This window comes from Streptomyces sp. CLCI03, assembly GCF_053615355.1.
In genome coordinates this window covers 5,893,069-5,918,450 of record NZ_CM132132.1, presented here as the reverse complement: position 1 = coordinate 5,918,450, position 25,382 = coordinate 5,893,069, and the positions used below count along the sequence as shown (strand labels likewise).

General features: G+C 71.0%; 23 protein-coding genes. 7 read left to right on the top strand and 16 right to left on the bottom strand.

Annotation, left to right across the window (positions count from 1 at the left end; all coding sequences use genetic code 11):
* Window positions 1–13: 13 nt before the first annotated feature.
* From ACWG52_RS27285 to ACWG52_RS27270, 4 genes are all read left to right on the top strand, one after another.
* Window positions 14–700 (top strand): hypothetical protein, encoded by a 687-nt coding sequence (locus ACWG52_RS27285; protein WP_389812029.1) that lies wholly within the window; start codon window positions 14–16, stop codon window positions 698–700.
* A 48-nt stretch (window positions 701–748) separates the two neighbouring features.
* The gene (locus tag ACWG52_RS27280) at window positions 749–1,543 is read left to right on the top strand and encodes a DsbA family protein (protein ID WP_389812027.1); all 795 of its coding nucleotides are present in this window, start codon (window positions 749–751) and stop codon (window positions 1,541–1,543) included.
* Window positions 1,544–1,646: 103 nt separating this feature from the next.
* Window positions 1,647–3,335: an alkaline phosphatase D family protein gene (locus ACWG52_RS27275; RefSeq protein WP_390141635.1), complete on the top strand. Its 1,689-nt coding sequence runs from the start codon at window positions 1,647–1,649 to the stop codon at window positions 3,333–3,335.
* A 232-nt stretch (window positions 3,336–3,567) separates the two neighbouring features.
* The gene (locus tag ACWG52_RS27270) at window positions 3,568–4,524 is read left to right on the top strand and encodes a zinc metalloprotease (protein ID WP_389812536.1); all 957 of its coding nucleotides are present in this window, start codon (window positions 3,568–3,570) and stop codon (window positions 4,522–4,524) included.
* A gap of 74 nt (window positions 4,525–4,598) precedes the next feature.
* Here ACWG52_RS27270 and ACWG52_RS27265 read toward each other — a convergent pair whose 3' ends face one another.
* A complete protein-coding gene (locus tag ACWG52_RS27265; RefSeq protein WP_389812022.1) occupies window positions 4,599–5,168 on the bottom strand; it encodes a dienelactone hydrolase family protein in 570 nt (189 codons plus the stop codon).
* 71 nt (window positions 5,169–5,239) lie between these two features.
* Between ACWG52_RS27265 and ACWG52_RS27260 the strand changes: the two genes are divergently transcribed.
* Window positions 5,240–6,283, top strand: a complete 1,044-nt coding sequence (locus ACWG52_RS27260; protein ID WP_389812533.1) for a mechanosensitive ion channel family protein — start codon at window positions 5,240–5,242, stop codon at window positions 6,281–6,283.
* On the opposite strand, the gene ACWG52_RS27255 is transcribed toward ACWG52_RS27260, so the two are convergent.
* Window positions 6,280–6,858, bottom strand: a complete 579-nt coding sequence (locus ACWG52_RS27255) for a TetR/AcrR family transcriptional regulator (protein WP_453126207.1) — start codon at window positions 6,856–6,858, stop codon at window positions 6,280–6,282. The two genes, ACWG52_RS27260 and ACWG52_RS27255, sit on opposite strands and share 4 nt — an antisense overlap.
* A 66-nt stretch (window positions 6,859–6,924) precedes the next feature.
* Between ACWG52_RS27255 and ACWG52_RS27250 the strand changes: the two genes are divergently transcribed.
* The gene (locus ACWG52_RS27250) at window positions 6,925–7,434 is read left to right on the top strand and encodes an SRPBCC family protein (protein WP_389812016.1); all 510 of its coding nucleotides are present in this window, start codon (window positions 6,925–6,927) and stop codon (window positions 7,432–7,434) included.
* 42 nt (window positions 7,435–7,476) lie between these two features.
* Here the strand turns inward: ACWG52_RS27250 and ACWG52_RS27245 are convergent, their stop codons facing one another.
* The 5 genes from ACWG52_RS27245 to ACWG52_RS27225 all read right to left on the bottom strand — a co-directional run bounded on the left by ACWG52_RS27245 (window position 7,477) and on the right by ACWG52_RS27225 (window position 12,197).
* Entirely contained in the window at window positions 7,477–9,069 is a 1,593-nt protein-coding gene (locus ACWG52_RS27245; RefSeq protein WP_389812013.1) for a Na+/H+ antiporter, read from the bottom strand.
* Between the two features lie 165 nt (window positions 9,070–9,234).
* The gene (locus ACWG52_RS27240) at window positions 9,235–9,714 is read right to left on the bottom strand and encodes a GNAT family N-acetyltransferase (RefSeq protein WP_453126205.1); all 480 of its coding nucleotides are present in this window, start codon (window positions 9,712–9,714) and stop codon (window positions 9,235–9,237) included.
* Window positions 9,711–10,652, bottom strand: coding sequence for an RluA family pseudouridine synthase (locus ACWG52_RS27235; protein WP_033221721.1), 942 nt, complete (start codon window positions 10,650–10,652; stop codon window positions 9,711–9,713). Before ACWG52_RS27235 ends, ACWG52_RS27240 begins: the two co-directional genes overlap by 4 nt.
* 52 nt (window positions 10,653–10,704) lie before the next feature.
* Window positions 10,705–11,247: a signal peptidase II gene (gene lspA / locus ACWG52_RS27230; RefSeq protein ID WP_258309950.1), complete on the bottom strand. Its 543-nt coding sequence runs from the start codon at window positions 11,245–11,247 to the stop codon at window positions 10,705–10,707.
* A gap of 203 nt (window positions 11,248–11,450) precedes the next feature.
* Window positions 11,451–12,197, bottom strand: coding sequence for a TraR/DksA family transcriptional regulator (locus ACWG52_RS27225; protein WP_390141631.1), 747 nt, complete (start codon window positions 12,195–12,197; stop codon window positions 11,451–11,453).
* Between the two features lie 607 nt (window positions 12,198–12,804).
* Between ACWG52_RS27225 and ileS the strand changes: the two genes are divergently transcribed.
* Window positions 12,805–15,951 carry an isoleucine--tRNA ligase gene (gene ileS, locus ACWG52_RS27220; protein ID WP_389812004.1) on the top strand — a complete coding sequence of 1,049 codons (3,147 nt, stop codon included), beginning with the start codon at window positions 12,805–12,807 and terminating at the stop codon, window positions 15,949–15,951.
* 666 nt (window positions 15,952–16,617) lie between these two features.
* Here ileS and ACWG52_RS27215 read toward each other — a convergent pair.
* The 9 genes from ACWG52_RS27215 to ftsW form a co-directional block, all read right to left on the bottom strand.
* A complete protein-coding gene (locus ACWG52_RS27215) occupies window positions 16,618–17,841 on the bottom strand; it encodes a DivIVA domain-containing protein (protein ID WP_033221756.1) in 1,224 nt (407 codons plus the stop codon).
* 82 nt (window positions 17,842–17,923) lie between these two features.
* Window positions 17,924–18,220, bottom strand: coding sequence for a YggT family protein (locus ACWG52_RS27210; protein WP_030012625.1), 297 nt, complete (start codon window positions 18,218–18,220; stop codon window positions 17,924–17,926).
* A 60-nt stretch (window positions 18,221–18,280) separates the two neighbouring features.
* Window positions 18,281–18,898: a cell division protein SepF gene (locus ACWG52_RS27205; protein ID WP_266357885.1), complete on the bottom strand. Its 618-nt coding sequence runs from the start codon at window positions 18,896–18,898 to the stop codon at window positions 18,281–18,283.
* A 149-nt stretch (window positions 18,899–19,047) separates the two neighbouring features.
* Window positions 19,048–19,767, bottom strand: a complete 720-nt coding sequence (locus ACWG52_RS27200) for a YggS family pyridoxal phosphate-dependent enzyme (protein WP_389812067.1) — start codon at window positions 19,765–19,767, stop codon at window positions 19,048–19,050.
* A 3-nt stretch (window positions 19,768–19,770) separates the two neighbouring features.
* A complete protein-coding gene (gene pgeF, locus ACWG52_RS27195; protein WP_033221759.1) occupies window positions 19,771–20,481 on the bottom strand; it encodes a peptidoglycan editing factor PgeF in 711 nt (236 codons plus the stop codon).
* A gap of 17 nt (window positions 20,482–20,498) precedes the next feature.
* Window positions 20,499–21,704 carry a cell division protein FtsZ gene (ftsZ, locus tag ACWG52_RS27190; protein ID WP_033221761.1) on the bottom strand — a complete coding sequence of 402 codons (1,206 nt, stop codon included), beginning with the start codon at window positions 21,702–21,704 and terminating at the stop codon, window positions 20,499–20,501.
* Between the two features lie 279 nt (window positions 21,705–21,983).
* Window positions 21,984–22,859, bottom strand: a complete 876-nt coding sequence (locus ACWG52_RS27185) for a cell division protein FtsQ/DivIB (protein WP_389812070.1) — start codon at window positions 22,857–22,859, stop codon at window positions 21,984–21,986.
* Window positions 22,860–22,890: 31 nt separating this feature from the next.
* The gene (murG, locus tag ACWG52_RS27180; protein ID WP_375942720.1) at window positions 22,891–23,985 is read right to left on the bottom strand and encodes an undecaprenyldiphospho-muramoylpentapeptide beta-N-acetylglucosaminyltransferase; all 1,095 of its coding nucleotides are present in this window, start codon (window positions 23,983–23,985) and stop codon (window positions 22,891–22,893) included.
* A 6-nt stretch (window positions 23,986–23,991) separates the two neighbouring features.
* Window positions 23,992–25,353, bottom strand: coding sequence for a putative lipid II flippase FtsW (gene ftsW / locus ACWG52_RS27175; RefSeq protein ID WP_375942718.1), 1,362 nt, complete (start codon window positions 25,351–25,353; stop codon window positions 23,992–23,994).
* Window positions 25,354–25,382: the final 29 nt, after the last annotated feature.

The following is a 25,382-nucleotide window of genomic DNA, read 5'->3' as shown; positions in this document are numbered from 1 at the left end:
CACACTCGCGAGGATGGACATTTCCGGGACGGGACTCAGGGGGCTGCGGGCCGCGCTGTTCAGCGCGCTCGTGGTACTGCTGTCGTCCGGCTCGCACGTCCTGATGTCCCAGGTCCCGCTGCCGCCCACGCTGGTGGCCGGGGCCTTCGCGAGTGTGTTCGCGATCGCCTACGCGCTGGCCGGCCGTGAACGGGGCTTCGGCCCCATCGCCGGGCTGCTCGTACCGCTGGAGCTGGCCGCCGACACCGTCTTCACCACGGGGCAGCACCTCTGCTACGGCCCGGCGGGCGGCCCCGTCGCGGGCCCGCTGCGCGCCATGGGCCTGGACGCCCTGTGCGGCGGCACGCCGGTGGGCGGACCGCTGACCGAGGTGACCGGGCCGGTCGACGCGGCCGCGCTGCTGTCCTCGCCCGGGCCGTACACGCCCTGGCTGCTGCTCGGCGCCCATGTCTCGGTCGGGCTGCTGGCCGCCGCCTGGCTGCGCCACGGCGAGCGGGCGCTGGGCCGGTCGCTGCGGGCGCTGGCCGCCTTCGCGTTCCGGCCGCTGCGGCTGGCCGCCGCCTCGGGCGCGGTGACCTCCGGGCCGGCGCGGGCACTGCCGCGGTCGGTCCGCTCGGCCGCCGGGGCCCGTACCCGCTTCCCGGCACATTCCGTGGGACGGCGGGGACCCCCCGTGCTCGGCGCGCTCGCCCGCGCCTGACGCACGTACGGCAGTCCCTTCCACACGTCACACCCTACGGAGATCATGATGAGTTCACGCAACAGCCAGGCGAACAAGGCAGCGGCCCGCGAGCGGCTGCGCGCCGAGCGCGAGGCCCAGGCCAAGAAGGACAAGGTGCGCCGCCAGGTGATCGTGGCGGGCGGCGTGGTCCTCGCCCTCGGCGTCATCGGCGCCATCGGCTACGGGGTCATGCAGGCCAACCAGCCCACCCACTGGGAGAAGGCCGCGACGGCCGAGCTGGTCAAGCCGAAGAACACCACGGGCGAGGACGGCACCACGGTCGTCATCGGCAAGCCCGACGCGAAGAAGACCCTGGAGCTGTACGAGGACTCGCGCTGCCCGGCCTGCGCCGCCTTCGAGCAGGCGTCCGGCGAGCAGATCAAGAAGGACGTGGACGCGGGCAAGTACAAGCTCCAGTACATCGGCGCCACCTTCATCGACAACGCCGTCAAGGGCGAGGGCTCGAAGAACGCGCTGAGCGCGCTGGGCGCGGCGCTGAACGTCAGCCCGGAGGCCTTCCTGGAGTACAAGGGGGCGCTGTACTCCAAGGAGCAGCACCCCGAGGAGACCGTCGACAGCTTCGCGAAGGACGACTTCCTGCTGAAGGTCGCGGACACGGTGCCCGCGCTCAAGGGCAACGCCGAGTTCAAGAAGGCCGTCGAGGACGGTACGTACGACCGGTGGGCGCTGGAGATGTCGAAGTCCTTCGACAAGTCCGGGGTGAAGGGCACGCCGACCCTGAAGATGGACGGCAAGAAGATCGACACTCCGCAGACGGCTGAGCAGTTCACGGCGGCGATCGACAAGGCGCTGCAGGGCTGATCGCGGGGCGATCCGGAGATCGCCTTCCGGACGGTCCGCGGCAAAGGGCGGGCGAACTCCCAGAGTTCGCCCGCCCTTTGCATTCCCGCACCTGGGCCAGCCGATGTACCCGTCGGTAATATCATCGCCCGTGACCAGTCATCTCAACTCCTCCCAGTCCGCGGCAACTCCCCGCCGCCGCACGGTCGTTCTGGCCGCGGCGGCCACCGCCGCGCTGGCCCCCCTCACCACGTTGGGCGCCTCGGCCGCCCACGCGGCGGGCACCGCGCCCGCCTTCCTCCACGGCGTCGCCTCGGGCGACCCGCTGCCCGACGGAGTCCTGCTGTGGACCCGCGTCACCCCGACCCCCGAGGCCGTACCCGGCTCCGGGCTCGGCCCGGCCACCCAGGTGGGCTGGGAAGTTGCGGCCGACAAGGGCTTCTCCCGGATCGTCGGCTCCGGCACCGTCACGGCGAGCGCCGCCACCGACCACACGGTCAAGGTGGACGTGCGCGGGCTCCAGCCGAAGACGCCGTACTGGTACCGCTTCACGGCCGGCGCCACCGTGTCCCCCGTCGGGCGCACCCTGACCACCCCGGCCCACGAGGCGACGACCGACGGGGTCCGCTTCGGCGTGGTCTCCTGCGCCAACTGGGAGTCCGGCTACTTCTCCGCCTACCGCCACCTGGCGGCCCGCACGGACCTGCACGCGATCCTGCACCTGGGCGACTACATCTACGAGTACCAGTCCGGGGGATATCCGGAGGCGAAGTACGTCGTCCGCCCGCACGAACCGAAGCACGAGATCGTCTCGCTCGCCGACTACCGCACCCGCCACGGCAAGTACAAGACGGACGCCGACCTGCAGGCCCTGCACCACGCGCACCCGGTCATCGCCATATGGGACGACCACGAGTTCGCCAACGACGCCTGGGCCGGAGGCGCCGAGAACCACACGCCGGGCGCCGAGGGCGAGTGGGCGGCCCGCGCGGCCGCCGCCAAGCAGGCGTACTTCGAGTGGATGCCCGTACGCGCCTCCATCGCGGGCACCGTCTACCGGCGGCTGCGCTTCGGTACCCTCGCCGACCTGCACCTGCTGGACCTGCGCTCCTTCCGTTCGCAGCAGACCAAGGTCGGCAGCGGCTCGGTGGACGACCCGGAGCGCACCCTCACCGGGCGCGCCCAGTTGGACTGGCTCAAGTCGGGCCTCGCTGGCTCCGAGGCGACCTGGAAGCTGGTCGGCACCTCGGTGATGATCTCGCCGGTGGCCTTCGGCTCGCTGCCCGCGCATCTGTTGAAGCCGCTGGCCAAGCTGCTCGGTCTGCCCGAGGGCGGCCTCGCGATCAATGTGGACCAGTGGGACGGGTACACGGACGACCGCAAGGAGCTGCTGGGTCATCTGAAGGACCGGGGCGTCAAGAACACCGTGTTCCTGACCGGTGACATCCACATGGCGTGGGCGAACGAGGTCCCGATGAACATGGCCACGTACCCGGGTTCGGGGACGGCGGCGACCGAGTTCGTGGTCACCTCGGTGACCTCCGACAACCTCGACGACATGCTGCACGTCCTGCCGGACACCCTCTCGCTGGTGGCGGAGTCCGCGATCAAGGCCGCCAACTGGCACGTGAAGTGGCTGGACATGGACGCGCACGGCTACGGGGTGCTGGACGTGACGGCGGAGCGCTCGCAGATGGACTACTACGTGGTGTCCGACAAGCGGCAGCAGGGCGCCACCTCCGCGTGGAGCCGGTCGTACCGGACGTTGAACGGGACCCAGAAGGTGGAGCGGGTGCATCAGCCCGTCCGCTGATCGACCGTCGATTTTCCGGCCACATGGGGCGCCTGGTACATACCAGGCGCCCCATGTGCATCAGAAGCAACAAATCTTTTACGTAAGGCACTTGACCTGAATATGTCATGCACACATAAGCTTCGCGCCAGCTGAAGAAGATCCTTCAGGCCACCACCCCCCACAACCCCCCACGCGAGGAGCACACGTGCGCGCAGTTGCCCGCATATCCCCCCTTCTCCGCCGCCGCCTGATGGGCACGGCGGTCCTGGCCGGAACCTTGGCGTTCACGCCGCTCGCCGCCCCCACCACGCTCGCGGCCGCCGCCAAGTCCCCCGCCGAGGTCTGCGCCGACCAGCCCGCCTCCTCCGGCGCCGCGAACGCCCGCGTCGCCCGCGCCCACGACGAGCACGCGGACGAGCCCAACGCGATCACCGACGCGCAGGCGCAGTCCATGGACGCCGACCTCAAGTCGAAGCTCGACAAGGCCCTCAAGAACCAGCCGCAGCGCAGCCTCGCGGCCGCCGAGGCCGTCGTGAACATCCCGGTGTACTTCCACGTCGTGCACTCCGGCACCACCGGCAAGCTGACGGCCACCGACGTGAGCAAGCAGCTCGCGGTCCTCAACGCGGCCTACGGCGGCCAGGGCACCGGCAACGTCAACACGAACTTCCAGTTCACCCTGGCGGCCACCGACTACACGGACAACGCCTCCTGGTACAACCTGGCTTCCGGCTCCCAGGCCGAGAAGGACATGAAGAACACCCTGCGCAAGGGCGGCCCCGGCGCGCTCAACTTCTACACCGCCAAGCTCTCCGGCGGCCTGCTCGGTTGGGCCACCTTCCCGACCTCCTACGCCTCCAGCCCGAAGATGGACGGCGTGGTCGTGCTCGACAGCTCGCTGCCGGGCGGCTCCTCGGCCAACTACAACGAGGGTGACACCGCCACCCACGAGGTCGGCCACTGGCTGGGGCTGTACCACACCTTCCAGGGCGGCTGTAACGGCAACGGCGACTACGTCTCCGACACCCCGGCCGAGAAGAGTGCCGCGTACGAGTGCCCGACCGGGCGCGACAGCTGCGCGAGCAAGCCGGGCGTCGACCCGATCCGCAACTTCATGGACTACACGTACGACTCCTGCATGTACCAGTTCACCGCCGGCCAGGTGGCTCGCATGTCGAGCAGCTGGACCGCCTACCGCGCGGGCTGACCCACCGACGACGAAGGCCCGGTCCGGCATCCCGCCGGGCCGGGCCCTCGTCGTTCTCGCGCCTGCAGGCGCGCCTACAGAGTGTCGAGGAAGCCGACGGCGACCTTCCAGAGCTGCTCGGCGGCCTCCGCGTCGTAGTCGTCCGACTCCGGGTCGGTGAACAGGTGCCCGGCACCGGGGTAGCTGTGGACCTCCACGTCGGCCCCCGCCCGCTGCATCCGCAGGTACCAGGCCGTCAGCCAGTCGTGCGGCTCGAACGGGTCCGGGTCCGCGATGTGCAGCTGCACGGGCAACTCGTCGACCGAGGCGTCGTCCTCCAGGTCCGCCGTCCCGTGCAGGAGCAGCAGCCCGCGCGCCTTCTCGTCGGCCATCGCCAGGTGCTGGGCGACGGAACCGCCGAAGGAGAAGCCCGCGTAGACCAGCCCCTGGTCCGAGTAGGGGGCGGAGGCCAGCACCGCGCGCTTCAGCAGTTCGTCACGGCCGATCTCGTCCCGGTGGGCCATGCCCTCCTCGACGGTCCCGAAAGTGCGTCCCTCGAAGAGATCCGGCACCTGGACCTGGTGCCCGGCCGCGCGCAGCCGGTCGGCCGCCGCGTGCACCGCGGGCCGCAGCCCGTACGTCGAATGGAAAAGCATGATGTTCATGCCTCCATCGTGCCGGCCGCCGCGGACCGGGGGCTCGCGGCCCGCTTCCCGCTACGTTCGTACCCATGGAGATGGAGAACGTCCTACGCCCCGTCACGGTCATCGGCGGCGCCCTGGTCGCCACCCTGATCGCGGGTTGGCTGCTGGACCTGCTGCTGCGCCGGGCCGACGCCCGGCACACCGAGACCCCCCTGTGGGGCCTGCTGCGCCACTGCCGGCTGCCCTTCCAGGTCGTCCTGTGCACCTCGCTGCTCCGGGCCACCTACCGGCGGGCGGGGATCCTGCCCGACCACGCCTTCGGCGTCGGCCGGTTCCTGACCCTGGTCCTGATCGCCTCCGCGGCCTGGCTCGCGGTACGCATCGCGACGGCCGCCGTCGACTCCACGTACGCGCGCTACGCGGCGGTGACCGAGGACGAGGCCCGGGTGCGCCGGGTCCGCACCCAGGTCACGCTGATCCATCGGGTGGTCACGGCGGTGGTGGTCGTGGTCGCCGCGGCGGCGATGCTGCTGACCTTCCCGCCTATGCGCGCGCTCGGCGCCTCGCTCCTGGCCTCGGCGGGCGTCCTCGGCATCGTGGCGGGCATCGCCGCCCAGGCCTCGCTGAGCAACCTCTTCGCCGGCCTGCAGATCGCCTTCGGCGACACCGTCCGCATCGGGGACACGGTGGTGGTGGACAAGGAGTGGGGCCGGGTCGAGGAGATCACCCTGACCTTCCTGACGGTCCGCACCTGGGACGAGCGCCGCATCACGATGCCGGTGTCCTACTTCACGAGCAAGCCCTACGAGAACTGGTCGCGCGGCGGCGCGCAGATGACCGGCACCGTCTTCTGGCACCTGGACCACGGCGCGCCGGTCGACCTGATGCGGGAGCGGCTCCAGCACATCCTGGCGGAGCTCCCGGAGTGGGACGGCCGCAGCGGCTCCCTGGCCGTGACGGACACCACACCGCACACGGTCCAGATCCGCGCCGCGATCACGGCGAAGGACGCCGACGACCTGTGGACCCTGCGCTGCGCGGTCCGCGAGCACATGATCACCTGGCTGGTGGCCGAGCACCCCTATGCCCTCCCCCGCATCACCACGGGCCCGGCGGCGGCCCCGGAGGCCGGCTAGAGGAGCGCGGCCGCGCACTCGTCGGCGAGGTCCTCGGCGTGCGGCGGCAGCGGGTCGCCGGCGCGCAGGTGTCGGCGGACGACCGAGAGCGGAAGGTCGATCAGGGCCAGGACGACCCGGTCCCGGTCCTTGGGCTCCGTCGCACCGAGAGCGGCGGCGAGGTCTCCGATGGCGGCGTACACCCGCCCGTTGCCGGAATCCGCCCGGCCGGTGTGCTCCTCGGACCAGTCGGCGCGGCCGAACTCCCACGGGCCGTAGAGCAGGAGGGCGGCCTCCTCGGGGTGGGCGCGGCTCCACCCCACGACGTGCCGGGCGGCCGCGCGGGCTGCCCGGCCGGGGTCGGTGTCGCCGTGCAGGCAGGCGAGGTAACCCTCCTGGAACCGCTCGACGCTGCGCAGCCACACCTCGGCGAGCAGGGCGGAGCGTCCGGCGAAGCGGTGGTAGATGGAGCCGCTGGGCGCGCCGATCGCCTGGGCGACGGCGGTCATGGTCACGCCGACCGGCCCGGCGGAGGCGGCCAGCCGGACGGCGGCGTCGAGGATCTGGTCGATGTCGAAGCGGGGTGGTCTCGCCATGAATCAGAGAGTACCCTCCAGATTATTAGAGACCTCTCTCTAATAACATGAAGGGGAGGGCCTTCCATGGGCGTCTACAACTTGCACGAACGCGTGATCGCGGCGAAGGAGAGCGAGGTCGGCGCGCTGATCGACACGCTGGCGGCCGGGGACGAGGACCGGCTCTGGCCGGGCCGCCTGTGGGAGCCGATGGAGTTCGACCGCCCCTTGGCGGTCGGCGCGGTGGGCGGACACGGGCCGGTGCGGTACACGGTCGCCGCGTACGTGCCGGGGACCTGGGTCCGCTTCGCCTTCACCGGGCCGCGCGGCTTCCACGGCTTCCACGAGTTCGCCGTGCTGCCCGTCGACGCGGAGCGGACGGTGCTGCGGCACACCCTCGCGATGCGGATCAGCGGCCTGGCCCGCCTCACCTGGCCGCTGGCCTTCCGTTCGGGACACGACGCCGTCCTGGAGGACTGCCTGGACCGCGCCGAACTGGCATGCACGGGTACCGTCGCCCACCCGGCCCGCTGGTCCCCCTACGTCCGCCTCCTGCGCGGCCTGGAACGCCTCTCCCGCCGGTCCAGCCCCGCCTGACCCCGGGCGAGGCGCGGCTCCACCCACCGGGCGGCCCCCCGCTCAAGGGGCCCGCAGGCTCCGGACGTCCAGGTGCCGCAGCACCCGGTCCACGATCTCCGGGTCGGAGCCCGGTTCGCTGCGGGCGGCCAGGATCTCGTGGCGGGCGGCCGACATCATCTCCCGCTGGATCCGCTGGACGTCGTGCAGCCGCTCCACCCGCTTCGCGTACGCCTCGCGCCGTTCCTCGTCCACCATGTCGGGGCTGATCCTGGCCCCCACGTCGTACGCGCGCCGGTACAACTGCTCGACGAGGTCCTCCGGCAGGTCCTCCACCTCCTCGATCTCCTTCAGCCGCCGCTTCGCGGCCTTGGCCGCGCGGATCGCCAGCAGCCGTTCCGCGTCCCGCTCGGCGTCCGTGTCGGCCTCCACCCCCAGCCGCCGTACGAGCCACGGCAGGGTCAGCCCCTGGCACACCAAGGTCGTCATGATCACCGCGAAGGCGATGAAGATGATCTGGTCCCGCCCGGGAAAGGGCTCACCGGCGTCCGTCTTCAGGGGAATGGCCAGGGCCAGCGCCACCGAGGCCACCCCCCGCATCCCGGCCCACCACATCACCACGCTCTCCCGCCAGCTCAGCGGGATCTCCTCGTCGTAGTCGCGGCGCTGGTGCAGCCGCTGGGCGAGCCAGCCCGCCGGCAGCAGCCACACCAGCCGTACGCCGACCACCACCGCGACCACGATCGCCGCCCACCCGGCCATCTCCCACACCCGGTCCTCGGCCGTGCCGAACACGTTGTGCAGCTCCAGCCCGATCAGCCCGAAGGCCACGCCGGTGACCAGCATGTCGACGACTTCCCAGAACGTGTGCCCGGCGAGGCGCCCCAGCACGTCGTCGGCGTCGCTCGCGTACTCGGCCAGGAACAGGGCCGTCGTCAGCACGGCCAGCACCCCCGAACCCTGCAGCTCCTCGGCCACCACGTACGAGACGAACGGCACCAGCAGGGTCAACCCGATCTGCAGGGTGGCGTCACCGAGCCGCCCCATGAGCCGGTTGCAGATCCAGCCGAGCGCGAGCCCGACGGCCACGGCCACCACGGCCGAGAGCACGAACTCCCCGAGCGCCTGGGGCCAGGAGAAACTGCCGCTCACGACGGCGGCGACGGCCACGTGGTAGAGCACGATCGCCGTCACGTCGTTGAAGAGCCCCTCGCCCTCCAGGATCGACACCATCCGGCGGGGCAGCCCGAGCGATCCCGCGACGGCGGTGGCGGCCACCGGGTCCGGCGGGGCGACGAGCGCGCCGAGGGCGAGGGCGGCGGCGATCGGCAGCCCCGGCACGACGGCGTTGGCGACGGCCGCCACCGCGCCGGTGGTGACGAACACCAGAGCCACGGCCAGCAGCAGGATGGGCCGGACATTGGCGGCGAACTGCCGCCAGGACGTGCGCTGCACGGAGGCGTACAACAGGGGAGGCAGCACCAGCGGCAGGATGAACTCGGGCGGGATCTCGACGTTCGGCACGGCCGGCACCAGGGCGAGGATCACCCCGCCGATGGTCATCAGGACGGGCGCGGGCAGTTTGAGCCGGTCCCCGAGCGGCACCGTGACCACCGCTCCGAGCAGGAGCACGAACAGCAGAGCAAGCTGATCCACTCCCCCACCCTGCCAGTCCGCTGCGCTTGGCCGGTGCGGTGACGGGGGCCGCGGCTCCGTGTCGGGCTCCGCCCGAACCCCTACGGCGCTCCGCGCCCGCGCCTCAATCGCCGGCGAGGCTGGAAGATCCAGCCCCGGCAGCGGCGGCACGCAGAGTCGCCTCGGCTACGGCATTGGACGCCGCATCGCTCGGTGGGGGATGCCCGCGTCCTGGAATTCCGGGCCGTAGGCCACGTAGCCGAGCCGCTCGTAGAAGCCCAGCGCGTGCGTCTGCGCGCCCAGATCGACCGCGGCCAGCCCCCTGCGGGCCGCCTCCGCCTCGATCGCGCGCACCAGCGCCACCCCCACGCCCAGCCCGCGCGCGGACTTGGCCACGGCCAGCCGGCCCAGCGAGCCGACCGTCAGGTCGCCCGTCTTGCCGAGGGCCACCGGCCCGTGCAGCAGCCGGCCCGTGCCCAGCGGCGCGCCGTCCGCGTCCACGGCCAGGACGTGCACAGCGTCCGCGTCGTACGCGTCGTACTCGATCGACTCCGGCACCGACTGCTCGACGACGAAGACCTCGGACCGCACCGCGAAGCAGGACTTCAGGTCCTCCTCCGAGACGGCGACCCGTACCTCGACCGTGCGCTCGACCGGCGAGGTCACTCGCTCTCCGCCCGGATCACGTCCAGCGCGTGCTGCAGGTCCGCCGGGTAGCCGCTCTCGAACTCGACCCACTGCCCGTCCGCCGGGTGCTCGAAGCCGAGGCGCACCGCGTGCAGCCACTGGCGGGTGAGGCCGAGCCGCTTGGCGACGGTGGGGTCGGCGCCGTAGGTCAGGTCGCCGACGCAGGGGTGCCGGTGCGCGGACATGTGCACGCGGATCTGGTGCGTCCGCCCGGTCTCCAGCTTGATGTCCAGCAGCGAGGCGGCGCGGAAGGCCTCGATCAGGTCGTAGTGGGTGACGGACGCCTTGCCGTCCTGGATCACGGCCCACTTGTAGTCCGCGCTGGGGTGGCGGCCGATCGGCGCGTCGATCGTGCCGCTCATCGGGTCCGGGTGGCCCTGGACCAGCGCGTGGTAGCGCTTGTCCACGACGCGCTCGCGGAACTGGTTCTTCAGTGAGGTGTACGCGCGCTCCGACTTGGCGACGGCCATCAGGCCGGACGTGCCGACGTCGAGGCGGTGCACGATGCCCTGGCGTTCGGAGGCGCCGGAGGTGGAGATGCGGTAGCCGGCCGCGGCGAGGCCACCGATGACGGTGGTGCCGGTCCAGCCGGGGCTCGGGTGGGCGGCGACACCCACCGGCTTCATGATGACGACGATGTCGTCGTCGTCATGGATGATCTCCATGCCGGGGACGGGCTCGGCGACGAGCTCGACCGGCCGCGGCGGCGCGGGCATCTCGACCTCCAGCCAGGCGCCACCGTGCACGCGCTCGGACTTCCCGACGACGCTGCCGTCGACCGTCACCTTTCCCGCAGCCGCGATTTCGGCCGCCTTCGTCCGGGAGAAACCGAACATACGGGCGATGGCGGCGTCGACACGCTCGCCTTCGAGGCCATCGGGAACGGGCAGGGTGCGGATCTCGGGAATCGTACTCACCCGTCGAGTATGCAGGACGGGGCGGTCCGACCGTCCCGCGATCGGTCCGCGATCAGTCCTTGTGGACGGTCCCGTCCGGGTCCAGGCCCTTGAAGGACAGCAGGACGATCAGGATGCCGCCGCACACGATCGCCGAGTCCGCGAGGTTGAAGACGGCGAAATGGGCGGGCGCGATGAAGTCGACGACCGCGCCGCGGAACACACCCGGCGAACGGAAGATCCGGTCGGTCAGGTTGCCCAGCGCACCGCCCAGCAGCAGGCCCAGGGCGATCGCCCACGGCAGGCTGTAGAGCTTGCGGGCCAGCCGTACGATCACCACGATCACCGAGGCCGCGATGCAGGTGAAGATGATGGTGAAGGCCTCGCCGAAGCCGAAGGCGGCGCCCGGGTTGCGGACGGCCTCGAACTTCAGCAGGTCACCGATGATCTCGATCGGCGGCTGGTGCTCCAGCTTCGCCACGACCAGCATCTTGCTGCCGAGGTCGAGCAGGTAGGCGAGCACCGCCACGACGAGCAGAGCCGTGATCCGACGGCGCCCCTTGGGCCCGGCGGACTCCGGCTGGGTGTCGTCCCCGACCTCCGGCGTACCGATGATGCGCTCCGCCTCTGCCACGTGAGTCCCTCGAACTAGCTCGAACCAGGCTCCTCCTGGACCCTGACGGAACACGAGGGTACGTCAGGGTCCCCGCGGACCGCCTGCCCCACCTCCCCGATCCGCCAGGGGGTGTCCTGTCGATCGGAGCGGATCAGGGAGCGGTGCCGGCCGCCGCGAGCCCGCCCTGATCGGCAGGACACCCGCTAGTGCCGCCGTTCCTGCTTCTGCTTGCAGTCGACGCAGAGCGTGGCCCGGGGGAAGGCCTGCATCCTGGCCTTGCCGATGGGCTGCCCGCAGTTCTCGCAGAGCCCGTACGTGCCCGCCTCCAGCCGTTCCAGGGCCCGCTCGGTCTGCTCCAGCATCGAGGTGGCGTTCGCCGCGAGCGCCAGCTCGGACTCCCGGGTGATGTTCTTGGTGCCCGTGTCGGCCTGGTCGTCTCCCGCGCCGTCCCCGGAGTCCCGCATCAGGCCGGTGATCGCCGCTTCGGAGGCGTCGAGCTCGGCCCGTAGGCGCAGTACCTCCGACAGGAGCTCCGCTCGGGCGTCGTCGACCTCCTTGGGGGTCCACGGGTCCTCCCCGGGCCGTACGGCGAGCTCACCGGGGGCCAGGCCCGTCGCCCGCGCCTTGGGGAGCCCACTGGTGGCGGCCGCGGCCGTCTTCCTCGCCGTACCCGCGCTCTTCTTGGCAACCACTTTCCGGACTCCCGTCTTCTTCGCGGCAGGTGCCGCCCCCTCGGCTGCGGCCTTCTTGGCCGCGGCCGTCCGCTTCTCGACGGCGGTCGTCTTCTTGACGGCGGTCGCCTTCCCGTCCGGAGCGCGTGCTCCGGTGGCGGTCTTCCGTGCAGCGGTCGCCTTCTTGGCGGGGGCCGCGTCCTCGGAGACCGCCGCCTTCCCGGCGGCCTTCCCGACAGCCTTCTTGGCAGTACTCCCGGCGGTCTTCTTCGCCACCATGGCCGCGGCCCCTTCACATACTGTGATCTTTGCTCGCGAATCGTGCCGGAACGATAAATCGACACCGGCCCCGCGGCAACGGGGCACGCATCCATCGAGGTCAACCTGCATCCGTTGTGCCCATCAGGAGCCCCGGTAATCCGCCACTCCCGCCCCACCCGAGTCGTCACCGGCACGACAGGCCCATTCGGGTCACGCCGGGGGCACGCGGGGGTCGCACGCGAACCCTCCCCGCGGCCCCGCCACGCCGGGCCGGCGGCCCCCGCACGGGCCCCCGTAAACCGGTCTGCCCCGCGGCCCCCGGGCCCGTACACTGGGCCCAGCGAAAGGCATGGACGGGGACGAGTAGCGTCGTACGCAGCCAGGAGCGACCCGGGGACGGTGAGAGCCCGGGGGCGAGCGCGATGTGAAGGATCACCCCTGAGCCGCCGGAAGAAAGCCCGCACGGGATCCCCGTATCCCCGTACGGCGAGTAGAACCGGCTTCGCACCCCAATGAGGGGGCCACCGGATCCGTCCGGCGGCCAAGGAGGGTGGTACCGCGGGAGCAGCAGTGCTCTCGTCCCTCCGGACGGAATGACATCCCGCCGGAGGAAGAGTTCAGCCTCATGACCACACCGCCGCAGTACCGCCCGGTACCCGCCCAGGTCGACCTGCCTGCCCTTGAGCACGCCGTCCTCGACTTCTGGCGCGAGAGCAAGACCTTCGCCAAGACCCTGGAGCAGTCCGAGGGCCGCCCCGAGTGGGTCTTCTACGAGGGCCCGCCCACCGCGAACGGCATGCCCGGCGCACACCACATCGAGGCCCGCGTCTTCAAGGACGTCTTCCCCCGGTTCCGCACCATGCGCGGCTACCACGTGGCCCGCAAGGCCGGCTGGGACTGCCACGGCCTGCCCGTCGAGCTCGCCGTCGAGAAGGAGCTGGGCTTCAACGGCAAGCAGGACATCGAGGCGTACGGCATCGCCGAGTTCAACGCCAAGTGCCGCGAGTCCGTGACCCGCCACACCGACGCGTTCACCGAGCTGACGACCCGCATGGGCTACTGGGTCGACCTGGACGACGCCTACCGGACCATGGACCCCGAGTACGTGGAGTCCGTGTGGTGGTCGCTGAAGGAGATCTTCAACAAGGGTCTGCTCACCCAGGACCACCGCGTCGCCCCCTGGTGCCCCCGCTGCGGCACCGGCCTCTCCGACCACGAGCTGGCCCAGGGCTACGAGACGGTCGTCGACCCCTCCGTCTACGTCCGCTTCCCCCTGACCTCCGGCCCGCTCGCGGGCGAGGCGGCCCTGCTGGTCTGGACGACCACCCCGTGGACCCTGGTGTCCAACACCGCGGTCGCGGCCCACCCCGAGGTCACGTACGTCGTCGCCACCAACGGCGAGGAGAAGCTGGTCGTCGCCCAGCCGCTCCTGGAGAAGTCCCTGGGCGAAGGCTGGGAGGCCACCGGCCGGACCTTCACGGGCAAGGAGATGGAGCGCTGGACGTACGAGCGCCCCTTCGACCTCGTCGAGTTCCCCGAGCCCGCCCACTACGTCGTGAACGCCGAGTACGTCACGACCGAGGACGGCACCGGTCTGGTCCACCAGTCCCCCGCCTTCGGCGCCGACGACCTCGCGGTCTGCCGCGCGTACGGCCTGCCCGTCGTGAACCCGGTCCGCCCCGACGGCACCTTCGAGGAGGACGTCCCGCTGGTCGGCGGCGTCTTCTTCAAGAAGGCCGACGAGAAGCTGACCGCCGACCTCGACGCCCGCGGCCGGCTCTTCAAGCACATCGCCTACGAGCACAGCTACCCGCACTGCTGGCGCTGCCACACGGCCCTGCTCTACTACGCGCAGCCTTCCTGGTACATCCGCACCACCGCCGTCAAGGACGCGATGCTGCGGGAGAACGAGAAGACGAACTGGTTCCCCGACTCGGTCAAGCAGGGCCGCTTCGGCGACTGGCTGAACAACAACATCGACTGGGCGCTGTCCCGCAACCGGTACTGGGGCACCCCGCTGCCGATCTGGCGCTGTGAGGAGAACCACCTCACCTGCGTCGGATCCCGCGCCGAGCTGTCCGAGCTGTCGGGCCAGGACCACTCGAACCTGGACCCGCACCGCCCGTACATCGACGACGTCACCTTCACCTGCACCGCGGAGGGCTGCTCCCTCGAAGCGGTCCGCGTGCCGGAGGTCATCGACGCCTGGTACGACTCGGGCTCGATGCCGTTCGCGCAGTGGGGCTACCCGTACAAGAACAAGGAGATCTTCGAGAAGCGCTACCCGGCGCAGTTCATCTCGGAGGCGATCGACCAGACCCGCGGCTGGTTCTACACGCTGATGGCCGTCGGCACGCTGGTCTTCGACAAGTCCTCGTACGAGAACGTGGTCTGCCTGGGCCACATCCTCGCCGAGGACGGCCGCAAGATGTCCAAGCACCTGGGCAACATCCTGCAGCCGATCCCGCTCATGGACCAGCACGGCGCGGACGCGGTGCGCTGGTTCATGGCGGCCGGCGGCTCCCCGTGGGCGGCGCGCCGCGTGGGCCACGGCACGATCCAGGAGGTCGTGCGCAAGACCCTCCTCACGTACTGGAACACGGTGGCCTTCCAGGCCCTGTACGCCCGTACGTCGAACTGGGCGCCCTCCGCCTCCGACCCGGCCCCGGCCGACCGCACGGTCCTCGACCGGTGGCTGCTCTCGGAGCTCCACACGCTCGTCGCCGAGGTCACCGAGGCGATGGAGTCGTACGACACCCAGCGCGCGGGCAAGCTCCTCTCCGCCTTCGTGGACGACCTGTCCAACTGGTACGTCCGCCGCTCGCGGCGCCGCTTCTGGCAGGGCGACGCGGCCGCGCTGCGCACCCTCCACGACGTGGTGGAGACGGTCACCCGGCTCCTCGCCCCGCTGACCCCCTTCATCACGGAGCGGGTCTGGCAGGACATGGTCGTCCCGGTCACCCCGGACGCCCCGGAGTCGGTCCACCTGTCGACGTGGCCGACGGCGGACACCTCGGCGATCGACCCGACGCTCTCCCAGCAGATGCAGCTGGTCCGCCGCCTGGTGGAGCTGGGCCGGGCGACCCGGGCCGAGTCGGGCGTCAAGACCCGTCAGCCGCTCTCCCGGGCCCTGGTCGGCGCGGTGGGCTTCGACGCGCTCTCCCCGGAGCTGCAGTCCCAGATCACGGAGGAACTGAACGTCTCCTCCCTGGCCTCCCTGTCGGAGGTCGGCGGGTCCCTGGTGGACACGACGGCCAAGGCGAACTTCCGGGCGCTGGGCAAGCGCTTCGGCAAGGGCGTCCAGGACGTCGCGAAGGCGGTGGCCGCGGCCGACGCGGCGGCGCTGTCGCTGGCCCTGCGGTCCGGCTCCGCCGAGGTCGAGGTGAACGGGGAGTCCGTCTCCCTCTCCCCGGAGGAGGTCATCATCACGGAGACCCCGCGCGAGGGCTGGTCGGTGGCGTCCGACTCGGGCGCGACGGTCGCCCTGGACCTGGAGATCACCCCGGAGCTGCGGCTGGCGGGCCTGGCCCGTGACGCGATCCGCCTGATCCAGGAGGCCCGGAAGAACTCCGGCCTCGACGTGGCGGACCGCATCGCGCTGCGCTGGTCCTCCGCGGACCCCGAGGTCGTCACGGCCCTGACGGACCACGCGGGCCTGATCGCGGACGAGGTCCTGGCCACGGACTTCGCGTCCGGCGACGCCGATGCCGCCTACGGTGCCCCGTTCACGGACGAGCCCCTGGGCCTGACCTTCCGCCTCCGCAAGGCGTAACCCGGCCCCGAGCGGCCCGTCCCCTCCCGGGTGGGGGGGGGGGACGGGCCGCTTCCGTCTGCCCCGCCGCCTCCTGGGCTCCGCCCAGACCCGCGCCTCAAACGCCGGCGGGGCTGGGTGTGGCCGCCGCTGCCCTGGCCGGGCGGTGGGGGATCGTCCGGGTGCGGGTGCGTTTCCGGGTGCGGGCCGGTGGCCGCGCCTCAAACGCCGGCGGGGCTGGGGATGGGCCGCCTGGGCGGGGGGCGGAAGGTGGGGGGTGTCTCCTCGGCTCGCGCGAGGCGGCCACGTCACGGCCGTACGGCCCGGGTTGCGCGCTCGTCCTGCGGGGACACCCCCCACCGTCCCCACACCCCCGGCCCCCCTCGCACCGGGCCGTGGGGCGGTGACACTGCGGGGGCTCCCCGCAGGACGAGCGCGCAACCCGGGCTTCGCATCATGACCATCGCCGCATCGCGCGAGCCGAGGAGAGCCCCCGCAGGGGCACCGCCCCACCCGAAGCCACCCCCAGCCCCGCCGGCGCTTGAGGCGCGACCACCGAACCGCACCCGGAAGACGATCCCGCACCGCCCGGCCAGGGACGGGAAACGGGCCGGGCCCGGTGCCCCCGAAGGGGAACCGGGCCCGGCCCGTAGAGCGCGGCTGCCGACCGCAGAACGGCGGCGGCGCCTAGTTGTCGTCCTCGTCGATCAGGAAGCCCCGCATCGGCGACGGCGCCTGCATCGGCTGCGGCGCGGCCGGCCGCACCGGAGCCATCGGCTGGGTCATCGCCGGGGACATCTGCTGCTGGTTGCCGCCGTAGGACGGGGCACCCATCGGGGAGGGACCGCCCATGGGGGACGGGCCACCCATCGAGGGACCGCCCATGGAGTGGCCCATCGCACCGGCCGGAGCCATCGACGGGGACGGCGACGGCGGCAGCGCGGGACCGGCCGGGTTCCGCGGCGGAGCCAGGGAGTCGTCTGCCTGGGTCTCCAGCTGGCGCAGCTGCGACTCGAGGTAGGACTTCAGACGCGTGCGGTACTCACGCTCGAAGCCCCGCAGGTCCTCGACCTTGCGCTCCAGCGTGGCGCGGGCGGACTCCAGGGAGCCCATCGCGACGCGGTGCTTCTCCTGCGCGTCCCGCTCCAGCGCGTCGGCCTTGGCGCGGGCGTCCCGCTCCAGGCCCTCGGCGCGCGACCGGGCCTCGCCGACGATCTTGTTGGCCTCGGAGCGGGCCTCCGCGATCGCCTGGTCGGCGGTCTGCTGCGCCAGGGACAGGACGCGGGCGGCGCTGTCGCCACCGGGGCCCTGCTGCGGAAGCTGCGGCTGCTGCTGGTGCATCGGCTGACCCATGGGCTGCATCTGCTGCCCCATCGGCTGCATCTGCTGGCCCATGGGCTGCATCTGCTGGCCGAGCGGGTTCTGGCCGCCCATCGACTGCTGCTGCATGCCCTGGGGGCCGCCCATGGGCTGCTGCTGCATGCCCTGCGGTCCACCCATGGGGTGCTGCTGCATGGGGCCGCCCATGGGGCCGCCCATCGGGCCGGGGCCCTGCTGGCCCTGGCCGCCGGGGCCCGGGGGCAGCTGGGGCTGGCCGCCCGGAAGCTGCGGCGGGCCCATCTGCGGCTGCTGCTGCTGCGGCGGGCCGGATATGGCCGCGGGCACGGGGGCGCCGGGGCCTCGCTGGTCCTGGGGTTCCGGCTTGCGCATGCCCTGCTGCTGCTGGTTCTGCGCGGCGGCACGCGTGGCGGCTGCCAGCTTGGCGCGCAGGTCCTCGTTCTCGCGCAGCAGGCGCGTCAGTTCGGACTCGACCTCGTCGAGGAAGGCATCGACCTCGTCCTCGTCATAGCCTTCTCGGAGGCGGACGGTCGTGAACTGCTTGTTCCGCACGTCCTCGGGAGTCAGCGGCATGTCTTCTTCACCTCTACGTAGTCGTCGGCAGTCGGCAAGACCGTATCGGGACTGTCCCCGCGCCCGCGGGGAAGCACATCGTTCACAAGCCGCTCGCAGCGGTGCGCACGAAACTGATGAGGATGTAAACGATGATCATCAGAACGAAGAAGGACAGGTCGAGTGCCACGCCCCCGAGACGCAACGGCGGAATGACCCGCCGAAGAAGCTTGAGTGGTGGATCGGTGACGCTGTAGGTGGCCTCCAGTACGACCACCATCGCCTTGCCGGGTGTCCAGGAACGCGCGAACTGGAACACGTAGTCCATGACCAGGCGGAAGATCAGCACGACGAGGAAGCACCCCAAGGCGAAGTAGATCACTTGCAGTGCGACACCCATCCCGCGCTTCCCTCTCCCCTGCTCCTGCTGTGTTCCCGGCCCCGTGTCTGACGGATCGGTCTAGCTTTGGTTGAAGAACCCGCCCTCCGCGATGCGGGCCTTGTCCTCCGCCGTGACATCGACGTTAGCAGGCGACAGCAGGAACACCTTCTGTGTCACGCGTTCAATGCTGCCGTGCAGACCGAAGACGAGTCCGGCGGCGAAGTCCACGAGACGCTTCGCGTCCGTGTCGTCCATCTCCGTGAGATTCATGATCACCGGAGTGCCCTCACGGAAGTGTTCCCCGATGGTACGGGCCTCGTTGTAGGTCCGGGGGTGCAGCGTCGTGATGCGGTACGGCTCCCGCTCGGAGACGACCTTGGGCATGATCACGGGGGCGTTCTTCTCCAGGTTGGTGCGATCAGGTGTGATGGATGCCACGGGGGCGATTCGCGCAGGACGTCCGTTTTCCGCTGGAATTGGGATAGGTTCGCGCTGCGCCGGAGGCTGTGCGGCTCGTACCGGTTCGTCCGGTACGGGCGATTGATGCACGGGCTGCTGTCGGCGATCCCGTTCCCGAGCCCGTTCCATCTCCGGCTCGGGCTCGAACTCGTCGTCGGGGTCGTACCCCGGGTTGTCGTACCGGTCGTCCTCCACGAGGCCGAGGTAGACCGCCATCTTGCGCATCGCGCCGGCCATTCTCCGAGTCCTCCGCTCTGTGGTGGATCGCCCTGTCGCAGGTGCCGCCGTGTCACGAATGTCACCAACTGCCCGCGATCCACTAGGTCTGCCCGCCCATCAGCGGGAATGACCATATTTTCTGCTGTGGTCCGACTTTCTTCGCGACGTTACCCGAGCCGGGGTCTCGCGCCGAGTACCGCAGTGCCGACGCGTACATGTGTCGCACCGGCCGCCACGGCCTGTTCCAGGTCTGCGCTCATCCCGGCCGACACCATCGTGGCAGCCGGATGGTTCACGCGCATGCGGGATGACAATTCCACCAGCCGCTCGAAAGCGGCCTGTTCGCGTCCCGCGTAGGGGCCGGCCAGCGGAGCGACCGTCATCAGGCCGTCGATCCGCAGTCCCGGAGCCTTCGCCACGAGGTCCGCCAACTCCGCGAGCTGCTCGGGCGCCGCGCCGCCGCGGGCGCCGCGCTCCCCCGACTCCGCGTCGAGGGCGATCTGCACGAGGCACCCGAGCTCCCGGCCCGCGTTCACCGCGGCCGCCGAGAGGGCGGTCACGAGTTTCGGTCGGTCGACCGACTGCACCACGTGCGCGTATCCCGCCACGGAACGGACTTTGTTCGTCTGCAACTGACCGACGAAGTGCCAGCTGAGGGGCAGATCCGCGCAGGCCGCGGCCTTGGGGGCCGCATCCTGGTCACGATTCTCCGCAACATGACGGACGCCCAGGTCCGCCAGCAGTCGTACGTCGCTCGCGGGGTAGGTCTTGGTGACCACGATGAGCGTCACCTCTTCCCGCCCGCGCCCCGCCGCCGCGCACGCGGACGAGATACGTTCCTCCACCCGCGCCAGGTTCTCGGCGAGCTCCGACTTACGCTCTGTCATTCCTCAGTCCAACCAGACATATCCGGCAAGCCGGCCGGTCACCCGGTCGCGGCGGTACGAGAAGTGGTCCCGCGACTCCAGTGTGCAGACCGGGGAACGGCCGCCGTTCACCACCCCCGCTTCCGCGAGCTGGGCGTGCACCCCGGCGACCACGTCGACCGCCGGTGTCCCCCAGCTGGTCTCGGCCCGGGCGGCCGGCACCGCTTCGGCCACCGCGTCCCGCATCTCGGCGGGCACCTCGTAGCAGTGTCCGCAGACCGCGGGTCCCGTACGGGCGACGATCCGCCCGGGGTCGGCCCCGAGGGCGACCATCGCCTCGACGGCGGCGGGCACCACCCCGGCGACCAGTCCCGGCCGTCCCGCGTGGGCGGCCGCCGCGACCCCGGCGACGGGGTCCGCCAGCAGGACCGGCGTGCAGTCCGCGGTCAGTACCGCGAGGGCGAGTCCCCGACGGGCGGTCACCACCGCGTCCACCGCGGGGATCTCCGCGTCCGGGCCCCAGGGCCCGTCCACCACCGCCACGTCCCGGCCGTGCACCTGGTTCATCCAGACCACCCGGTCCGGCGCCAGTCCCAGCGACTTCGCCGCCAGGGCCCGGTTCGCGAGAACGGCGGCCGGGTCGTCTCCGACCGCGCCGCCGAGATTGAGCTCCTCGTACGGAACGGCGCTCACTCCGCCCCACCTGTCGGTGAAGGCGAAGTGGGCGCCGCCCACGTGATGCTGCTCCGGTGTCACTTCAAGAAGTCCGGGACATCCAGTTCCTCGGCCGGGCTGTCCTGGTACGGCCGGGCCGTGGGGACCTGCGGCGCGGGGGCCTGGACCTCGACCGGGGCCACCTCGACGGGAGCCGGGGGCTCCTCGCGCGGGGTGACCGAGCCGAGTCCGCCGAAGGCCGGGCGGGCCGGCTCGGCGGCGCGGACCGGAGCCGGGGCCGGCTCCTCGCGCTTGGTGGACGCGGCGCCGATGACGTTGTCCCGGCGGGCCGGGGGCTGTCCGCCGTCGAACCCGGCGGCGATGACGGTGACCCGTACCTCGTCGCCGAGCGCGTCGTCGATGACGGCGCCGAAGATGATGTTCGCCTCGGGGTGCGCGGCCTCGCTGACCAGCTGCGCGGCCTCGTTGATCTCGAAGAGACCGAGGTCCGAGCCACCGGAGATGGAGAGCAGCACGCCACGGGCGCCGTCGATGGACGCCTCCAGGAGCGGCGAGGAGATCGCCATCTCGGCGGCGGCCACCGCGCGGTCGTCGCCGCGGGCCGAGCCGATACCCATCAGGGCCGAGCCGGCCTCGGACATCACGGACTTGACGTCGGCGAAGTCGAGGTTGATCAGACCCGGGGTGGTGATGAGGTCGGTGATGCCCTGGACGCCCGAGAGCAGGACCTGGTCGGCCGACTTGAAGGCGTCGAGCACGCTGACCTGGCGGTCCGAGATGGACAGCAGTCGGTCGTTGGGGATGACGATGAGGGTGTCGACCTCTTCGCGGAGCTCGGCGATGCCGTCCTCCGCCTGGTTCGCGCGGCGCCGGCCCTCGAAGGTGAACGGTCGGGTGACCACACCGATCGTCAGGGCGCCCAGCGAGCGCGCGATGTTGGCGACGACAGGTGCGCCGCCCGTTCCGGTGCCGCCACCCTCGCCAGCGGTGACGAAGACCATGTCGGCCCCCTTGAGGACCTCCTCGATCTCCTCGCGGTGGTCCTCTGCCGCCTTGCGACCGACGGCCGGGTTGGCGCCGGCGCCGAGGCCACGGGTGAGTTCACGGCCGACGTCGAGCTTGACGTCGGCGTCGCTCATCAACAGCGCCTGGGCGTCCGTGTTGATGGCGATGAACTCGACGCCCTTGAGACCGACCTCGATCATTCGGTTGATGGCATTGACACCACCGCCGCCGACACCGATGACCTTGATGACTGCGAGGTAGTTCTGCGGTGCTGCCACGTCGAAGGCCTCTCGCCTCGAGTTACGTGTCGCCGCCTCGCGGGCCTGCGTTGCGACGACTGATGCCGAAATAGGGACGGTCCGAACGCGCCGACCCGAACCCTCACCCTGAAGTTTAGGGTTAGGGGTGTGCCTGTTCCTCGGACTCTTCCGAACAGGACACTAAGTCGACAAGTAGCGCGTGTTCAACGAACACGCCGAACCTCCCGTTTTTCTTTTCACCCTATGTGATCACCCGTATCGCTGGCCAACCAGGGTGCGCCGCTGTTGGACCGGACGTCAACTCCCGGACGCAGCAGGGGCGGTGGGGACGCTCACGTCGAAGTGCGCGGCCTTGGGAGCGGCTTTCAACAAAGCGTTCAAAGTACGTCCCTTCGCGTCGCTCTGTTCACCGCTCCCCCACGTCACGGACCGACCCCCGGTGAGCTCCAGCACGACCGAATCGTAGGAACCCACCTTGACCTGCACCGTTTGCTTGGCGATCGACTCCGGGAGGGCGCTCGCGACGAGCACGGCCTCGTGCAGCAGCCGTTCCTCGTCGAAGCGCCGGGCGCTCGGCGATCGACCGGCGTTCAATTCGAGGACCGGAACGCCCGCGGGTGCTTTCGGAACCGTGTCGAATCGCACACCCGATGCGTCCACTTCCACGAAGTTGGCGTCCTTTTTGATGAGCAGGACGGGTTTGCGTTCCGTCACTTTCAGACCGATCCCGTGCGGCCAGGCCCGCACCACATCGACCGAATCGATGCGGGGCAGCCGGCCGCGGACCCGGCTCTCGATCTCGTCCGTGTCGACGCTCACCAGGGGGGCGCCGACCGGGACGGCCGCCGCGCCGAGGACCTGTTCGGCGGTGAGGACGTCCATGCCGGTGGCGGCGACCTTCTCCACGCGGAGCCAGGAGGACCCGTAGAGCACCCAGGTGCCGCCCGCGGCCAGGAGGACCACCGCGGCGGCCGCCAGGGCCAGCACGGGGCCCCGGCGCAGGCGTACGCCAGGACCCCTGGGGCCGGGTTTCCGGGCCGACTTCGGGGGCTCGGGGGGCTTGGAGCCCTTGGGCTCCTTCGGAGGCTTGGGAGCACCGGTGCCCTTGCGGGCAGCCGGGCCGGACCGATCAGAAAACGGTGTTCCGCGCCGCGCGGTCGTCCCTCCGGCCACTCCTGTGCCTCCTGCGTCTGCGCTACCCGCCTCAGCGGGACGTGTGGGCCGCGATCGCCTCGTACACCATGCCGACCAGGAGCTCGTCGGCGTCCCGGCGGCCGAACTCACCGGCGGCGCGGGACATCTCGTACAGGCGGTGCGGGTCGGACAGCACCGGGAGGATCTGGCCGAGCACCCAGTCGGGCGTCAGTTCCGCGTCGTCCACGAGCAGGCCGCCGCCGGCCTTGACCACCGGCTGGGCGTTGAGCCGCTGTTCACCGTTGCCGATCGGCAACGGGACGTAGGCGGCGGGGAGCCCGACGGCGGAGAGTTCGGCGACGGTCATCGCTCCCGCGCGGCACAGCATCATGTCGGCGGCGGCGTACGCCAGATCCATCCGGTCCACGTACGGTACCGGCACATACGGCGGCATCCCGGGCATGTTGTCGACACGCGGCAGTTCGTTCTTCGGCCCGACGGCGTGCAGGATCTGGATCCCGGAGCGCTGGAGGGTCGGCGCGACCTGCTGGATGGTCTCGTTGAGGCGGCGGGCGCCCTGCGAGCCGCCGGAGACCAGCAGCGTGGGCAGGTTGGGGTCCAGGCCGAAGGCGGCGCGCGCCTCCGGGCGGACCGCGGCACGGTCGAGGGTGGAGATGGAGCGGCGCAGCGGGATGCCCACGTAGCGGGCTCCGCGCAGCTTGCTGTCGGGGGTGGAGACCGCGACGGCGTGCGCGTAGCGGGAGCCGATCTTGTTGGCCAGTCCGGGCCGGGCGTTGGCCTCGTGGACGATGATCGGCACCCCGAGGCGCTTGGCCGCGAGGTAGCCGGGCAGGGCCACGTAGCCGCCGAAGCCGACGACGCAGTCGGCCTTGGTGCGCAGCAGGATCTCCTCCGCGGCCTTGATGGTGCCGCGCAGGCGTCCGGGGACGGTGATCAGTTCCGGGGTCGGCTTACGGGGCAGCGGTACGGCGGGGATCAGGCCCAGCTCGTAGCCGCGTTCCGGCACCAGGCGGGTTTCCAGTCCGCGCTCCGTGCCGAGGGCGGTGATGCCCACTGAAGGGTCCTGCCTGCGCAGGGCGTCCGCGAGGGCGAGCGCCGGCTCGATGTGGCCGGCGGTCCCCCCACCGGCGAGTACGACATGCACCGAAATTCACCGCTCTCCGGACGGACGCTTCTTGACGCGCCGTCTCATCGACTTCCATCTCACCCCGGTCCGCCACCAGCCGGTCTTCGGCTGTCGCATCGCGAGGGCCGCGCGCGCCGCCGGCTCCTCACGCGCGAAGGCGATGAGCAGTCCGACCGCGAACATGGTCGGCAGCAGGGCCGACCCTCCGTAGGAGAACAGCGGGAGCGGGACTCCGGCGATCGGCAGCAGGCCGAGCACCGCACCGATGTTGATCACGGCCTGGGCCGTGATCCAGGTGGTCACGCCTCCCGCGGCAAACCGTACGAAGGAGTCCTCCGTGCGTCCGGCCACGCGGATACCCGCATAGCCTAGAGCCGCGAACAGGGCGAGAACCGACAGCGTCCCCGCCAGACCCAGTTCCTCCCCGGTGATGGCGAAGATGAAGTCGGTGTGGGCTTCGGGGAGTTGCCCCCATTTTTCCACACTTGCCCCCAGGCCCGAACCGAACCATCCGCCCGATGCGAGGGCGTAGATCCCGTGAACGGCCTGCCAGCAAAGGTCGTTCTTGCCCGGTTCTGTCGCACCGAGGCACTCCAGCCGGTCCATCCGGTGCGGGCTCGTCTTGATGAGCAGTGCGACGATCGCACCCGCGAAGACGAGCACCCCGACGAACATCCGGGTCGGGGCGCCGGCCAGCCAGAGCAGACCGAACAGGATGGCCCCGAGGATCATCGCGGTGCCCATGTCCCCGCCCAGCATGATCAGCCCGAGCAGCAGGAAGGCCACCGGGACCAGCGGCACCAGCAGGTGCTTCCACTGGCTCAGCAGCCCCTTGTCGCCCTTGCGCGCGAGCAGGTCGGCGCCCCACAGGATCAGGGCCAGCTTGCCGAACTCACTGGGCTGCAACATGAACGGACCGCCGAGGGAGATCCAATTCTGGTTGCCGTTGATCGAGACGCCTATCCCCGGGACCTGGACCAGGACCATCAGGAAGAGCGTGCCGGCGAGCACCGGGTACGAGAGCGCGCGGTGCAGTTTGACCGGCATGCGGGAGGCGATCAGCAGGAGGACGCCGCCGATGACGGCGGCCAGGAACTGCTTCTTGAAGAAGTAGGCGTCGCCGAGGCCGAGCTGGAGGGCCTTGATCATCGAGGCCGAGTACACCATCACCAGGCCGAGCACGGTGATGAGCAGGGAACTACCGAAAATCAGGTAATAGGCGGTGAGTGGGCGGTCCCAGGCCTTCTGCAACTGCTGCTGCGTACGCCGGAACCGGGCCAGCGGCCCGCGCCCGGCGGGCCGCTTCGAACTCACCGCAGGGCGTTTGCGGCCCTGCGCCTTCACGGCGGACGGCCGCCGCCCCGGCAGCATCTGCTTGGCCGGCATCTGTGATATTCCCCTCCACTCGTACGAGG

Excerpts from the sequence above, each read along its gene's own strand:
- ileS (WP_389812004.1), top strand. The coding sequence starts at position 12,805 with ATGACCACACCGCCGCAGTACCGCCCGGTACCCGCCCAGGTCGACCTG.
- ftsW (WP_375942718.1), bottom strand. The coding sequence starts at position 25,353 with ATGCCGGCCAAGCAGATGCTGCCGGGGCGGCGGCCGTCCGCCGTGAAG.
- ACWG52_RS27270 (WP_389812536.1), top strand. The coding sequence starts at position 3,568 with ATGGGCACGGCGGTCCTGGCCGGAACCTTGGCGTTCACGCCGCTCGCC.
- ACWG52_RS27215 (WP_033221756.1), bottom strand. The coding sequence starts at position 17,841 with ATGCCGCTGACTCCCGAGGACGTGCGGAACAAGCAGTTCACGACCGTC.
- ACWG52_RS27275 (WP_390141635.1), top strand. The coding sequence starts at position 1,647 with ATGTACCCGTCGGTAATATCATCGCCCGTGACCAGTCATCTCAACTCC.
- ACWG52_RS27280 (WP_389812027.1), top strand. The coding sequence starts at position 749 with ATGAGTTCACGCAACAGCCAGGCGAACAAGGCAGCGGCCCGCGAGCGG.
- ACWG52_RS27265 (WP_389812022.1), bottom strand. The coding sequence starts at position 5,168 with ATGAACATCATGCTTTTCCATTCGACGTACGGGCTGCGGCCCGCGGTG.
- ACWG52_RS27255 (WP_453126207.1), bottom strand. The coding sequence starts at position 6,858 with ATGGCGAGACCACCCCGCTTCGACATCGACCAGATCCTCGACGCCGCC.
- ACWG52_RS27225 (WP_390141631.1), bottom strand. The coding sequence starts at position 12,197 with ATGGTGGCGAAGAAGACCGCCGGGAGTACTGCCAAGAAGGCTGTCGGG.
- ACWG52_RS27200 (WP_389812067.1), bottom strand. The coding sequence starts at position 19,767 with ATGACAGAGCGTAAGTCGGAGCTCGCCGAGAACCTGGCGCGGGTGGAG.
- ACWG52_RS27250 (WP_389812016.1), top strand. The coding sequence starts at position 6,925 with ATGGGCGTCTACAACTTGCACGAACGCGTGATCGCGGCGAAGGAGAGC.
- ACWG52_RS27205 (WP_266357885.1), bottom strand. The coding sequence starts at position 18,898 with ATGGCCGGCGCGATGCGCAAGATGGCGGTCTACCTCGGCCTCGTGGAG.
- ACWG52_RS27285 (WP_389812029.1), top strand. The coding sequence starts at position 14 with ATGGACATTTCCGGGACGGGACTCAGGGGGCTGCGGGCCGCGCTGTTC.
- ACWG52_RS27260 (WP_389812533.1), top strand. The coding sequence starts at position 5,240 with ATGGAGAACGTCCTACGCCCCGTCACGGTCATCGGCGGCGCCCTGGTC.
- ACWG52_RS27210 (WP_030012625.1), bottom strand. The coding sequence starts at position 18,220 with ATGGGTGTCGCACTGCAAGTGATCTACTTCGCCTTGGGGTGCTTCCTC.